Below are 14,593 nucleotides of genomic sequence, written 5' to 3'. Positions count from 1 at the left end.
GCTCCGGGCTTCGACACTGCGCAAGAAATCTGCGCCGCAAGCCGAGCGTCGTCAGCCAGGATGAACTTGTCCGAGAAGGGAGGGCACTTCATTCGTCAGAACAATAAAGGTCAGTATTAGAAGATCGGATTCATACGCTTTATCGTCGGCAAGATCACCCGTTGATTGTCAGGAGTCTGTTTGGGTCTGATCCAAGGCCCTGGACTTTTGCGGATATCGGCAGCACGCTCGACCGCAAACCAATGACCTTCTTCGGTGCGGATGCCTGGCAGCAGAAAATTGCGTAGTGCGCTTTCTGACGCGCAGGCGATTCAGCTTCCTGGCGTTTATGTCGAGCGGCTGGAAGAGTTGAATAGCGAATTCGGCCATTCCATCGTGCTGCTTGAAGAGGGACGCACGCAAATCAGGCGTTTCAATTGCTTCGCCTACGCGCTCGGGGTTTGGGACAATCCGGCATACCAGGAGATGGTCAGCGCCCACGCCGAGGACCAGCTAGCATTGATCAATTCGGCCCTTGTTTCGAAATGGATTGCCAAGCGATTCCTAGAGGAAATCAAACCCGGCGACGCTCGTGCCGATGACATCGTGGCTTACTTTTATCGGGGCCAGTTGGTGCATTTTGCTCGATCCGGCGCGGCGGGCGTTTTGCGCTCCAAATGGGGGGCCAACGAGGTGCACGCGCACGGAATCTGGGAAGTCCCGGCCAACTACGGCAACAAGGTTCGATACTTTCGACGGCCGGACACGAAAGCGTTGCTACGCGAACTGGCAAGCCTCGAATGAGCCGAGCGCCATTCCGGGGTCGGTTCGCGAGTACCAGACGCTCCCAATGCTTCCTATCCTTTTCCAAGTGCTCCCAACCCTTCCGGGGCACAATCGGGGCACAAAACGGCTGATACTATCTGAAATCATTGAGGAATTGCTATTTCAGGCAGAGGCTCATCAGCTCAGCACCTGAAGGTTGCAAGTTAAAGATCTTGCTCCGCAACCAAATAAGATGCTGTTATAGCAGCATAAAATCAGAAAGCCGCTCGTTTGAGCGGCTTTCTGATTGTCGAAAATCGCCACTGAGTCGCCGCCACCAACGATGGTGTTCGATCGCCTGCCCGCGGGCTCAGCGTCGAGCAGCGCCGGTCCTCATTCCTTCTTCGGCGTGACAATGAGCGGGGAGGGCTCGCCGCTCCACGAAACCCGCAATAGCTTCTTGGCGCGAGTGGCGGCGACATGGAGAAGGGATTTTTCCTGTTGCAGGATGTTGCGGCGATCAACATCGTCAGCAGCCCCTTTCAGCATCCATGGTGGGGGAAAAATCGACTTCGACAGCAACGGGATCGCCACGGCCTGAAATTCCAGCCCCTTGCCGCGGTGCATGGTCGACAGCCGCACGCCCGGTTGCCAGCGATCGTCGGCCATATTCGGTCGGAGCCTGATGCTTTCGATGCCGGCGTCGTCAAGCTTTCGGGCGATGCTATCGATCTGGCCGATTGTGCGCAGAAGTACGCCAATGTCGCCCAACAACGTTCCTTGTGCCTTGACGGCGCGGATCCATTCGATCAGTGCGCCGACCTCTTTCTCCTCGCTGGAGAAGCTCGCGAGCTCCGGCGCCGGGCCGCGGAATACACTGGTATACCCCTTCAGGCTATCGGCTCCCTCATCGAGATCGTCGACAGAGACCCCTTCAAGGACAGAGACCGCCCATTTGCGGATCTCATCGCTGGTCCGGTAATTCAGTCGCAACTGCCGCGAGCGGCCGCGCACGTTTATTCCGCAGGCGGTCATGGTTGCGCGGCGGCCATAGATGCGCTGGTGCGCATCTCCAACTATGAAGATCGAGTTGCGGTCGCCGCTAGTCTTTTCGGGCACAATTGCGCGAATGAGGCGGAACGCCTGCTCGCCCATGTCCTGCGCCTCGTCGACCACCACGGCGCCGTAGGGAAGGCTTGGGGCCTCGGCCTTGAGGATTTCGATCGCCTCGCGGTAAGCGTCGTCGGGCTCCGCCAGGCCTTCATCGATCATGCTTGCCCGATAGTCGGAGAAGATCTTCCAGAGGCTGGCGCGGGTCTTTCGGTCGAGCGCGGTGCCCCGGCCGGTGCGCGCGACCTTGAAGTAGGCGCCCTCGGTCATCACGCCCTTGGCCTGGACTACCTGCTCCCATTCGGCACGGATGAACTCCTCCGAAAGCTCGGGCAGGCTGTGTCTGTCGAGCACCTCCCGCCAGATCCCGTCGAGACGGTCCTTGTTGTCGCCGAAGTAGACGATCTCGCGCGGGAATTTCTTGCGTTTCAGGAACTGACTAACCCAGCGATCGAGGTTGATCACCTCGATTCTCGGAGGTGAGCCTTCAAGATGTTCAGGACAAAGCGCCTGTAGGTTCGACTGGATATCGAGCGCCAGATTCGTCGTGAATGTCGTGAACAGCACTCTCTCTGATGAGCGAGTGGGGTCCTTCTTGATCTGGTCGGCGAGATACCTGGCATGATGCATTGCGACAACGGTCTTGCCAGTGCCGGCCCCGCCGCGCACAAGGGTCGGGCCGCTGTAATCGCGATAGGCGACCTTGCGCTGGTCGGGATGGAGGAAGATCCGCCAGCCTTCCAGGTCGCCTTCGAAGACGCGACGCAGTTCTTCTTCGGTTTCGGGGATGAAGATATGCTGCCGGCTTTCGTCCGATGCGATGACGTTGGCAAAAGTCGTTGGGGTCTTCTTCTCTGTATCCTCGTCCGGGCCCTTGATGCCGACGATGGCCCTGATTTCATCGTCCGGGTAACCAGCGGCGAGCGCAATCAGAATGTCGTAGCTGGTTGCGTCAAACGCATCCTGGCTCCCGTCGAGCGCGTCCTGGTCGCCCAACTGTCGAACCTTCGGAAGTTCTTCGGCGAGGATGCCGAGCGCCAGAAGGCGTTCGTCAGGGATTACATTGAAAAGATCTGGAGCCGCCGCGGCTGGTAGTTCTGCGCTTGCCGAAACTGCTTCCTTGACCTCGACGGATTCAACCACCCGGATCCTGTTCGTGGCCGGGTCGACGCGGACGTCGCGTCTCTCGGCCCAGCGGTAAGCTTCGTCGTGGTTATTCACATGCAGGAACATGACGTCCTGCCCGGTGATGAACGCGATCGCGCGATAGCCTTGGTCGATACGAACCGATTTGACTCCGCGGTCGCTGGTGCCCCTCACGCTCTCAAAATTTAAGCCGTGGGCCGTTGGGTCACTCATGAAGCGCGTCATCATGTCGAGGAATTTGGCCGATACGCGATCAGGAAGTTTCTTCAGCGACCGCAGGCAACCGAGGTCGTAAGAGACCCTGTATGTTGCGGCGCTCATGCGGCTCCTCCTTCAATCTTGCGCAACACCGTAGTCACGACCTGCGTCACCGACTGACCGCTTTCGGGCTTGAACACGAGGAGGTCCCACTCCTTTGTGTCGAAGGCTTCCTCGCAAATTGCAACGCGGGCGTTGGTCCATCCGAGTTCGATCATACCAACCACCTCCCCGTCATGGGTGACGTCGAAGCCCTGCCGGTCGGGCACGGCCACATCGGCTGCCTGGAGTGCTTCGACCAGCGGCCTGAAGCCTTCGCCCGCAAGCGCCAGTATCTCGAGCCACGCACCATCGATCGGAGCGGTTTTCGCGGTTGCGATGTCCGGCGCCTCTATCGTATCGAGGCCCTCGAATTCGACGTGGAAACCAGGCAGGTCCTGTAGAAGGTTGATTATCCTCCACAGACCGCGCCACGCCTCGGAGTATCCGGGTGCGACGGTCTTGTCGTCTGCAACATCGGGCAGCGTGCCGCGCAGCAATACCCGGCAGTCTTGGACGTCGTCGCGCCAGTTGCCGGGCGACACCTTGTTGACCGAAAGATAGACGTCCAGGTTGCGATCAACGACGTGGCCGTACAGCTCCGACTCTTCGAGGAAGAGACGGCCGTCATGGGTCAGCGCCGAGATCCGGGGCAGGCCGGCAATGTCACGGCCGCGTCCCACGATCGTCCGGACGAGCAAGGAAGCCGCGGCTCCGTAGCCGGCTTCCGGGTGCGAGAGGAGGTGGAAGAGGCCCTCCAGGGAAGTCCCGCTCTGCAGTATACATACGTTCGTTTGCAGATCAGCCATCTCTGGCCTCGCCAGCACGTTCGCGAGAATGCCCGCGTGCTGAGCGCCCAGTCGCGACTCCATGAAGGGGTTGGGGGGCGCCGCGCCATTTTCGAGATCGTGCCAACTCAGAGTCCACGCCCGTGTATGACCCGACCGTATGAGGAGGAGCCGGGTGGTCAGATCTTCGACGACTGATGCCGCGTGGTACTTCAATCCATCCATTTCAACCACGATCGGCTTCGCGCTTGATCCGCCGACCGGGGTGAAGAGGAAGTCGATACGCTTGCGCGGCACGTCATGGAAACGTCTGTCGATCTGGACCTGCGTCTCGAAGTTCCACAAATGGCTCTTTTCGCCGTCACTGGCGCTGAGGACGTGGCCCTTGCGACCACCTTCGAGCACGTGGGGCTTGACGCTGCCCTCGCCGAAACGCTCAACCAGCTTCTGGATGAAGCGGGACTCGAGCTTACTTTCGACAGCAAAATTTCGCACCCGGGCATCAATGCCAGTTTCCGTTCGCGTCAGGTTGCCCCAGTTCGCCAGGATGTGATCCATCATCTGCAACGCGGTGTCGCGATCCGGTTCGCCGGGGCCAAACTGGGACCGATAGGACTTGACGCACCGGAAGCAGCCGGTCTTGCCTTCGAGCGCAACGCAAGGGCAGGTTCGTAGCGCTTGCGCCGCAGTCTCGATCACGGCGCGCATCGAGTCAGGATGCTCGGCGAGTTGCCGTAGATAACCCGAGCCCCCCGGGACCGCATCATACAGAAAAAGGCTGCGTACGACCGCGAGGCCATCGAGCTGCGCCTCGACCACCGTGCTTCGGATGTGGTCAACCTTGCCGGCAAAATGCGAGCGCATGCCGAGGTTGATCGCGGCAACGAAACTCTTGATATCGTCATGCGAAGCCTCTCCCATGACGGGCACGATCATCCGGATGGATTCAGTCTCGAATCTTCGCATCAGGAAGACTTCGGATTCCCATTCCGCTCGTGCCGGCGCCTCGCCGAAGTCGCGCTTCGCCCTGCACCGGGCCGTGTGCTCGCCCTGGTCGCCTTCACCGCGGGGCGCCCGTTGAACGGTCCCGCACTCGCAGCAAATTCTGAACTTGCGCGACTTGCGATTCTCGCCGGCTATTCGAGGTCCGACAGGAGCGGAGGTCCGTGGCCCGAAGTTGAAGTCACGGAAGCCGCAACGTGCGATGAATTCGAAACCGAAGGGGGCTCCTCCGTTTTCGTCCTGACCGTACCATGACGTCTCGATATCGGCGGATCCAAAGAAAGGAACAAGGCCGCGATCGTAGCGCCTTTGCTGCCGCTCGTCGGAATCACGAATCGCGGCCTGCTGCTCGCTCGTGAGCGCAATGACCGTCTTCAGCTCGACGGCATTATGAGTCGAGCCGCGATCTCCCCACATGTGATCGGCGCAGCGTGGACAGTTCGCGGATGCCTCGGCCGTCGCCGCCATCTCCACATGCGAGCAATTCTGGCAGAAACGGAATCCAAGCTGGTCGTGCCTGTTGAGTTCGAGGCGGTCGATCTCGACCTCGCGGCCGCTAGCGTAGAATGTCTGGCCGAGCGCTAGTTCCGTAAGCGCATTGCTTGCAGGTCGCACGTATTCGCGCGTCTCGAGGTTGTCACCGTTTTCAATCCGCCGCCCATCCTCCGATTGCCGCGACAGGATCGACTTCAGTTTGACGCCTTCCTCGGGAAAAGCATAATTCGGTAACACGCCCTTGTCCGTCAGGTAACGCAACACTGATACGTCATCGATGCTCTGGCGGATGGCATGGTTGATCTGCCCTTTGTCACGCCGGATGTCCGCGAGACGCTCGTTGAGCCGTTCTTCGGTCATTTCGTGCGCGCGCCGTTTGACCCGCTTCGCTTCGGCATCGAGTTCGTTCCGGCGCGCAATGAACTCATCACGTTCGGCTCTGGCTTGGTCGAAGATCGTGCTGATCTGCCATATCAGGGACTGGTTATCCTTCCCGGCGAGGTAGTCACCAATGCGGCGCGAAACGTCGGTCCGGACTGCGACGTCGCGCGGCAACATGGCAAGAAAGTCTTCGGCGACAGCTTTGCCCTGTCGTTCGAGAAAGGCGAACCAGTCGAGCGGGAAGCCGTCGCCACGGCTCTGCTCGAGCTGACGTAATACGGCGCGCACATTGCCGTAGTCGCTGGTCTGCTCGCCGGTTGCCACGAAGCAATCGAGCGAGAATGCGGCCGCCTGGCGCAGCAGTACCGACAGTGCGCCGATGTAGACACCTGGCGCGCGCACCTTGCCCGACAGCATTGCCTGAGGATCCTCCCAGAACTGCAGATCGTGTTGACGAGCGGTCGCGATGGTGAAGTTCAGCGAATTTCCGTCTCGCCGGCCGGAACGGCCGATCCGCTGGATGTAGTTGGCCTCTTCGGGCGGCACCGAGCAGAGAACGAGTGTCGACAGGTCGCCGATGTCGATGCCCATCTCGAGCGTCGGCGTGGCCGAGATCAGATTGGGCGCCCAGGCCGTCTCCTCGTCGATGAAGCCCCGCTCGATTTCGCGGCGCTCGTCGACCTCCAGGATGCCGGTGTGCTCGCAGCCGATCACGCGATGATTTCGGTCAGTGCCGAGCAATGCGATCGCGGACGCCGGAACGATTCGATCGTCTCTTTCGAGCGTGCCGTGGCAGGCGATGCGCGTGCAGGGCGATCCAATGGCGGCGGAATTGTCTTCGAGCGCAATTTCCTGGCGACGACAGACGTTGCACCGCAGACGAGCCACACGATCGGAGACGGTGACGACTTCGGGTTCGATCACATAACCATGATCGGACGAGGGGGCGGCCCTGTCGATCCGGCGGACGATGCTCGCGGCCTCGAGGCAGTCCATGGTCGCCTTGAAAATGACGTCGTACTGCGACACCAGCGCAAGCGAGATTGGGGGGAAAAACTTGTCGGCCCAGTCGCGATACCAGTTGGTGGAATGGTCCTGCAGCAATGGCTGGTACCCGGGGCACGAACGGAGCAGCGTGACGGGCACGGGCGCAGGTCCTCTGCGATGGTTGGGAACGGGCAGCACATCCTTGATCCCGAGTGATCTTGCAGCTGCAAAATAGTTCGGTCCGCCGATATTCCGCGGCGCAGATTCCATTCCCTTGACAATGTACTCGTGGCCGACGGCGCCACGCCGCCGCATCTGTTGCAGGAGGCCCGAGATGAAGTGGGCGGCAACCCCCCGCGTCATTCTGAAAGGCCCCGAAACGGCGTTGGCAATCCTGCCGGGGAGGACATCGGCAACCGCGTCGGTGAGGTCGGGTGAGACATCCGCCACGACGATACCGCAGGTCTCGAGCGACGAGGACATGTGCGACAGATAGGTCAGGTCCTCGAAGTATTCCCAGCCCAGCATCCACTCGACATGAGCGGGGAAACGTTCCCCGGCTGGTAGATGATCGCTTCGCCGCAGCTGTCGGTAGGGATCCCGCCAAGTCTGTTCGCGGGGGATGAAGGTTGCCACGAAGGCTTCTTCGCCGAGCTCGACGCGAAGCTCGGCCGGCAGCTTCTTGACGATGTCGGCGAGCGTCAGGCCGCGCGTTTCGCTCCTCCCCAGTGCCTTGAACAGGGATTTGCGGACCACCGAGACGGTGTTACGGATCTCTGTCACCGCCGCGCGCTGCGCGGCGTCCTGCACCGAGTCGGAGAACATTAGGAGACGCGGCTTGGCGAGCCGGTCTTCTTCGTTGTGTCTTGAAGCATAAAGCGTGTTGCCGAGCGCTGCCGTCATTCGCGACGCGCGCAGGCCGAACAGCAGCAGGCCATGACCATAGCCGCACGCGGGGCAGGTGCGATCGACCGAGCCGTCGCCGGTCGGATCGTACAGCCACACGGGGCTGCGGGTACCCGACTCCAGATCCTTGCCGTGATCGGCTGGAGTGAATTCGAGGCTCTCGCAGTCGAGAAATCCGGTGACGACGCCGCCGCGACCCGAGGTGCCGGCTTTGCGGCTGACGCTCTCGTGGTAGATCAGCCGCAGCCTTGTCGAGCGGTCGTCGAAGTATTCCTCGTAGAGATCGTTGAGCGGGGCGCCGAGGCTTTTTCCGGCGGGAGGCAGCCGGCCGATATGGGCCGTGGTGCCGCATCGCGAGCAGTTGGCGAGCGGCAGCATGCGCTTTAACGCGCCCTCGTCATGGTCGCGTGCATGGGAGACTTCGATCGGCGAGCGGCCGTCGCCATTCCGCCAGTGCGGCAGGGTTGCCACCATGCCGGCCATTTCCCGCACCCAGGTCTGGATGCGGACACTAAACAGCGGCTGCGGCGCGGCCTCGGTGCCGGAGCGCGCCCACGCCACCAGCGACACGATCAGTTCGGCCAGTCGTATGCGTGCATCAGGTGTTCCCTTTGAGAGCGCCTTGACCTTGCCGAGCTGCTCGGCAATGGCAGCGAGGTCGAGCGGCATCTGCGCGTCGGCAATGATGCGCAGGACTCTCTGAGCTGCGATGTGTTCGCGCAGCAGCTTTCCGAGGAGCAAGCGCCATTGAATGGATGCAGGGTCACCCTCACGGATTTCATAGAGATCGTCGTCGTCCGGCGCCGGAAAAAGACTGCGCGCGAGGAGTCGAGCCGTTTCAGCCTGGCTCAGTCCCATAGAACTTTCGAGGGCAGCCCCGACCCCGGCATCATCGGGCCAGTCGAAATATTCAGGCTCGGGAAAAACCTCGTCGGGGGTCTGGCGCTCTTCCCGGATGACGGCCCCTTCATCGAAAGTCTCGCCGAAAATCGTACCGGCATAGGCGCGCAGGTCCTCCGCGGCATCAGAGCCCGAGCCCAGCGTCGCGGACGACCCGGCGCAGACCAGATGGCCGGGCGGTGTGCCGAGACGGTGCTTGAGCCGGCGGATCAACAGCGCGAGGTCGGCGCCCTGCGCGCCGTCGAAGGTGTGCAGTTCGTCGACCACGAGGAAACGCAGCGTTTCCGGTACGTTCGCTGCCCAGAGCGGCTGGTCGCTGCCGCGCAGCAACAGGTAGTCAAGCATCTTGTAATTGGTCAGAAGGATGTCCGGCGGCCTGCTTCGCATAGCCGCACGCCGCGTGATCACCTCTTGCTCGGTCATCGCCTCTGTCGGCGAGGCGGGTTCGGCGTCTGCATAGATACCGGCGCGTATGCCGTTCAGCGACGAGATGTCGTTTATCGCACGCGCAATGCGCCGGGCCTGGTCGGTCGCGAGCGCGTTCATCGGATAGATCAGGATCGCTTTGATTCCTGGCTTGCCAAGGTTGATCCGACAGTGCTCGAGAATTGGCCAGAGGTAGGATTCCGTCTTGCCGGAGCCGGTGCCGGTCGCGATGAGCGTCGAACGCGGCTTCTCGCCGCCAAGGCGTTCGAAGGCCGTCAACTGGTGCCGGTAGGGTGCAAAGCGCAGCGGCAGCCTCGGGAAGGGCTGTTCGAACGGCTTGCCCGGCGCGACCGACTGTCTGAAGGGCATCGCGACCGAGATCCACGGCCCCTTGATGTAGTTGGCCGGTTCGGAAAGGAAACGCTCGACCGTGCCATCGAAGGCGAGGCTCGTGGTGTTGAGAGTCGCTCGAACCAGATCCTTCAGGCTCTGTTCGACCTGGCGGCCAAGAATAATCGGATTCATGCCGCGGCCTTGCTTTCTCGATGTTTCTCGAAATAGGCCCAAGCGCGCTTGTAGTCTTCGACGCGATTGCAGGTGTCAAATGGCCCTTCGAAAGTACGAATGACCTTGCGCGGGCCACCAGGCATGAAGTCAATGGTAGCCTCGCATTCCAGTTGGATTTTGCCAGACTCGAGGATTTCACCCCATCTCTTGCTGCTCGGGGCCTTGCCTTCGTCCAGGAAACCTATTCCGGGCAGGCCCTTGGAGCAGGTCCACACAATCCGGCCGTTGCGGTCATACCAGGTGCCGGCCTCGTTCTCCTGCAGAACTGGGAAGTAGATGCGATAGATGTCGATCAGCTGGTCGAGCGTTAGGCCAAATGCCTGGGCCACCAGCACGTCAATCTCAACCAGCGCCATGCGGCGAGCAAAATCGCTACGGAGCGCTGCCGTGCGACACCACTTAACTGGGCCTTCCGCCGGGCCCTCTGAGGCGAGGCGCGGATCCGAAGAATGCCAAGGGAGCGGGTTCAGGATATGGGCTTGCTCATTCCAAAGGTCGGCATAGAGCGTGGTCAAGCATACAAGACGGAGGCCGCGATTTTTGGCCGTGTCACCGGGGTCAACGAACGGGAGTTTTGAAAAATCAGCCTCGTATATGTCGCTCTTAGCTGCCGATTTGATGAGATAGTCATAAGGCAACGATGTCAGGAAAGCGTTCACGGACAATAGGTCGGCAGTTTTAAAGAAGGAGACACTTTGCAGCGCGTCAATGTGCGCAAATTGACGGGGAAGCAAAGTGGAAATGAGACTCCGCTCGCTGTTGAGGTTGATTCTTCGCCGGAAGGCGACGCGGTAGAAATCCACATGGCTTTTCGTCGGGTCCCAGCGGCAGCGGGGAAGTTGACGATTATAGTCTCTCATCTCGACAGCCGGGGCGTAGTTGGTGCGGGGCATATAATCCTCCGGCACCGTAGTCAGCTCCACAACCTGATAGTCGGCGTTGGTCCGACAGACGGCCTTCGGAGTCTTGGAGAATGGATTGCCTACATGAAACATCGGGCCCGAGATCACCATCTCGCTCGGATCGCTTTGAAAGCGGGTCTCGCGTCGAATTGTTTTGAGCTTCCATTGCGCTTCGCTCTCGTGCCAGATTTTTGAGATTTGCCAACCTGGGATCTCGATTTCGATGGTTCCGTTGGGCGCTGAGGTGGTTTGGGTGATTGGCTCAATTGCCTCTGCAAGGGATGGCGCCTGTGCCAATGCGCGAAATACGTCCACCATTTTGGCAGAGTAGGGCGGTAAAAATCGGGCCTCCTCTACTGCGGTGGTGCCGCTTTCTGTTAGCGCATGGATAGCCGCCAGCGCATCGGCGTTGATCTTCACGATCCGATCGCGATGCCCGCGTGTGTCCCATTTTCGGTCGGAGTCTTTAATGGCCGGAAGCGGGCCGCTGCCATCATGGCGATAGCTCTCATCTACCTGAGCCGCCAGGAATGCAAATGTGACATTATCGAACGAAATCTCGGAAGTGATGCCCCGATAGATATTCAAGCTGAACCGAACATGATCGACAACCTCTGCGAAGTTTTTCGCCGTCATTTTATTGCTGTGGTCGAAGTGCTTGGTAATCCGTCCATACCATTCGCGCCGAAACGCTCCAGCTTTTGGGTCCGTCAGATGCCCATCCTGATGAATCAACGCCGCATTGCCTGCTGGGGCGAGCAGTCGGAAACTCAAATCGATGAAACAGCGGTAGAGGTTGTTCTGTCCGCCTCCCGCAAATGGGTTCATCGCGGCCGATCCCGTGACCGTCATCGCCCCTTTTGCAGAAGCATAGGCATTTAGGAACGTCTTGCGGTCTGCCTCCTTCGTCAGCACCTTCGCGCGAGCCTGCCGTACCTCCACCGCCGATAGTTTGCGCATGATGAAGCCGGGATCGATATCCCCGATCACGTCGGCCTCGGTCCACGAAGGTTTCGCCCAGGGTGGATTACCCACGATCACATCGAAACCTCCGCGTGCCCTGAGCACGTCGGCGAAAATCAGATCGTAATGAGTGAACCGCTCACGCTCGGCAACCTCACTCGCGACGGCAAGCCACTCGATCTCCTGGATGAGCGCGTCCACGTCCGTTTCATGGAAAAGGCCCGACTGCTTCTTCTTCGGCGTTGTTGGCTTCGAGCCTGTTTTCTCATCGGCCTGGAGCTGATCGAACAAGTCGCGCTCGGGCAGGCCAATTTGCTCGATGCTTGGAGCCGCGATCGACCCGTCTGGCAAAAAGCCGCCTTCGAGGATCAGCGTCATGCCGTGCAAGAATTCCTGACGCGACGGCAGAAGGTGCGCCTTGTTCAGCGGCCAGAGCCACAGTGCGCACCATGCATCCATCGCTGTCTTCAGCCGCTTGAAAGGCAGCGTGTTGGATGCGCGATCTGCGCCGATCAGCTTTTGAAGGCGGCGGTCCTTCTCGTGAAAGTCCAGCCCGCGCGCACCAGGCATCTCCTTGTCTGGCCAGAGCGTTATCGCGTCATTGGTCGAGGCGCGGCTCCTTGCGAGATCGTCGGCCACGATGTCGAACAAGTCCTCGGCGATGCGGCTGAGTTTCTGCAGCAGCTTGATTTCATACGCCTCGAGTTTGGCGAAGAAGCCGTTCTTGCGCCAGGCCTTGATCTTCTTCTGCGCGTCGGCTGCAAACTCGCCGATCGACTTGTCGGTGTCGAACCGCGACATGTCCTCGGCCGGCAGCAGGAACTGCCAGATGTGGCCTTCGGGCAGGCCGCCGCGCCAGCCGATCTCCTTTGGTTTGTGACTGTACCAGAGATTGTCCTTCTTCTTCGCCGACATCAGGGAAGGGGCATAAGACGCGCGCCTCGCGCCGATCAGCGAGTTGCCGGCGTGGAGCTGGTCGCGGAACCAGGGCGAGAACTCGCTGGCGTGCAGGCCGTTGAGCCAGAGCGAAATCGCGCCGAGCTCGGTTGCCACCGGATTGAGGTCCACGCCGAAGCAGTTGCGGTCTGAGACGAAGGCGCGGACCTTTTGCTTCTCGAGCGCGAGCTGATCCTGCGGGATAGTCCTGCCGGTCTCCTTCTGCTTGCGTTCGAGATAGATGTCGGCGAGCTGGTTGGTGGTTTCAACCAGGAACGCGGCCGACCCCATCGCCGGCTCGAGGATCTTAAGTTCAAGAACTTCGTCGGCCGCGAGGTCCTTGCAGCGTTCCTGCAGCGCGTGCTTCACCAAGAGCCGCGCGAGCGCTTCGGGCGTATAGTAGGAGGCTGATTTCTCGCGGTCGCGGCCGGCGAGGCGATAGATGAAGCTGCCTTTCGGATAGACCCGGGCTTCTGGCCCGTTGAAGACCACCTGCTCCGACTTGAATTCGCCGGCGCGGCTGCGCGGCACGAAATAGCTCGCTGCCAGCAGATCGATGTCGTCCCGTCGCGACACCGGTTCGCCGCCCTCCTCGTCTTCGCCATCCGCCTCGTCCGCATCCTCTTGGCTCTCGTCGGACGTTTCCTCTTCCTCTTCGGCATCCACCGAGCCGCGACCCGTAGGTGGGCGAAGCTCAATCAGGTCCTGCTTGGCCATCACGCCGGTGAACGAGATCAGCGTTTCGTAGACGGCGCCAAGCTGGCCGATGCCGAGCTTCGCGTAGGAAATCCGAGCCGTGCCGTTCTGCGACTGCTTCAGTGAAAGCAGGCGAATAACTTTCTGTACGGCCTCGTTGCGAAGTTTGATTGAATTCAGGATCGGCGTGCTCTCAGGGTCGAGCAGCGAGACCTTTACCGCCGGCAGGCGTATGGCGGTGCCATTGCCGCTATACAGCAGGCCGAGCGTGCGCTGCAGGCTTTCCGAGAGGTAGGTGCCGTTCTTTTCGGCGGGCGTGCGCAGGCGGACGGATTCCAGTTCGCGCAACGCCTCGATGCTGTAGCCGCTGGCGTAGACCGGATCCTTGAGGTTCAGAACGTTCAGTCGCGGGTTGGCCTCGGCGTAGAACAGAAACAACAGGCGGTACATGTAGCGCAGGCATTCGAGCGACAGGTCGGGTCCGTCGATCCAGACGCCTTTGCGCGGACCAGACGGATACTTGCCCTCGGTTACGTCGAGTACCTCCTGGCCGAGGATCTCGATAGCGTCCCGGACAGTCCGCTTCAGCGAGGTCGTGACCGCGTTGGCGTTGCGCTGGGCCTCTTCCTCGATGCGGTCGGCGATCGGTATGCCCTGATGCGGCACCCGCGCCTCGCGCGACAACAGACACGCCATCGTCGCGAGCGTGTCCTTATCCTGGCGCGAGAAGATCTCCTGCAGATCGAACCGCAGGACAGAGCGCGCCGGCCACTTGTGGCGATCGACAAGAACGATCTGGGAAAGCCCACAGACAAGAACGAGGCGGGGCGGCTGCCGCAACTCGAAAATGCCGTCGCCGAGGATGTCCTCGATCGCACGTTCTGTCTCGGCAAACTCGCGTTCGTCCTCAAGAAACTGCTCGGGCTGAAAGCTCAACGACAGCGGATCGGCACTCTCGTCCGTCGCATTTTCGAGAGGCGCTTCGATCAGCCAGACGACGTCGCGGCCTTCGACGTCGGAAGCCCTGGCCAATGAGGGGATAAAAGGCTCTCGCTCAAGCGCGGTTTGCAGGCTCCTGCGGTCGAGATCATATCCGAGCGCCGTCACAAGCGAATGGCTCAATCGCCGGCGCCAGTCCGTCCGATTGGCGGAATCGGTTGCATTGCGAATCCTGCGAAGCTCGGCGAGGAACGGTTCACAGCATTTCGTAAGGCGTGCGACGGGGTTCTCGCCATCCGTGGCCTTGTTCCAGCGCGAGGTGATTTCGCGCAACTCGACCTGCAGCGAGTCCGAAAGAGCGCCTGCCGGGAAGAATTCAGCCTCGTTCTCGATACCGATCAGGTCCAT

Annotated in this window: 4 protein-coding genes; 1 reads left to right on the top strand and 3 read right to left on the bottom strand. The window is 60.6% G+C overall.

Translation table 11 applies throughout. The annotated features are described in order from the left end of the window. The first annotated feature begins 279 nt into the window (after nt 1-279). Nucleotides 280-783, top strand: a complete 504-nt coding sequence (locus tag AYJ54_RS10670; RefSeq protein WP_136623600.1) for a DUF7689 domain-containing protein — start codon at nt 280-282, stop codon at nt 781-783. Between the two features lie 354 nt (nt 784-1,137). On the opposite strand, the gene AYJ54_RS10665 is transcribed toward AYJ54_RS10670, so the two are convergent. The 3 genes from AYJ54_RS10665 to AYJ54_RS10655 are packed head-to-tail and all read right to left on the bottom strand — an operon-like array spanning nt 1,138 to nt 14,593. Then, nucleotides 1,138-3,321, bottom strand: a complete 2,184-nt coding sequence (locus AYJ54_RS10665) for a 3'-5' exonuclease (RefSeq protein WP_063698883.1) — start codon at nt 3,319-3,321, stop codon at nt 1,138-1,140. Continuing rightward, nucleotides 3,318-9,707, bottom strand: a complete 6,390-nt coding sequence (locus AYJ54_RS10660; protein WP_063698882.1) for a DEAD/DEAH box helicase — start codon at nt 9,705-9,707, stop codon at nt 3,318-3,320. The genes AYJ54_RS10665 and AYJ54_RS10660 overlap by 4 nt, the downstream gene beginning before the upstream one ends. After that, nucleotides 9,704-14,593: an N-6 DNA methylase gene (locus AYJ54_RS10655; RefSeq protein ID WP_063698881.1), complete on the bottom strand. Its 4,890-nt coding sequence runs from the start codon at nt 14,591-14,593 to the stop codon at nt 9,704-9,706. The genes AYJ54_RS10660 and AYJ54_RS10655 overlap by 4 nt, the downstream gene beginning before the upstream one ends.

The organism is Bradyrhizobium centrolobii, assembly GCF_001641635.1.
GTDB lineage: Bacteria > Pseudomonadota > Alphaproteobacteria > Rhizobiales > Xanthobacteraceae > Bradyrhizobium > Bradyrhizobium centrolobii.
The sequence above is the reverse complement of the archived record's forward strand: the minus strand, read 5'-3'. Positions and strand labels throughout refer to the sequence as shown.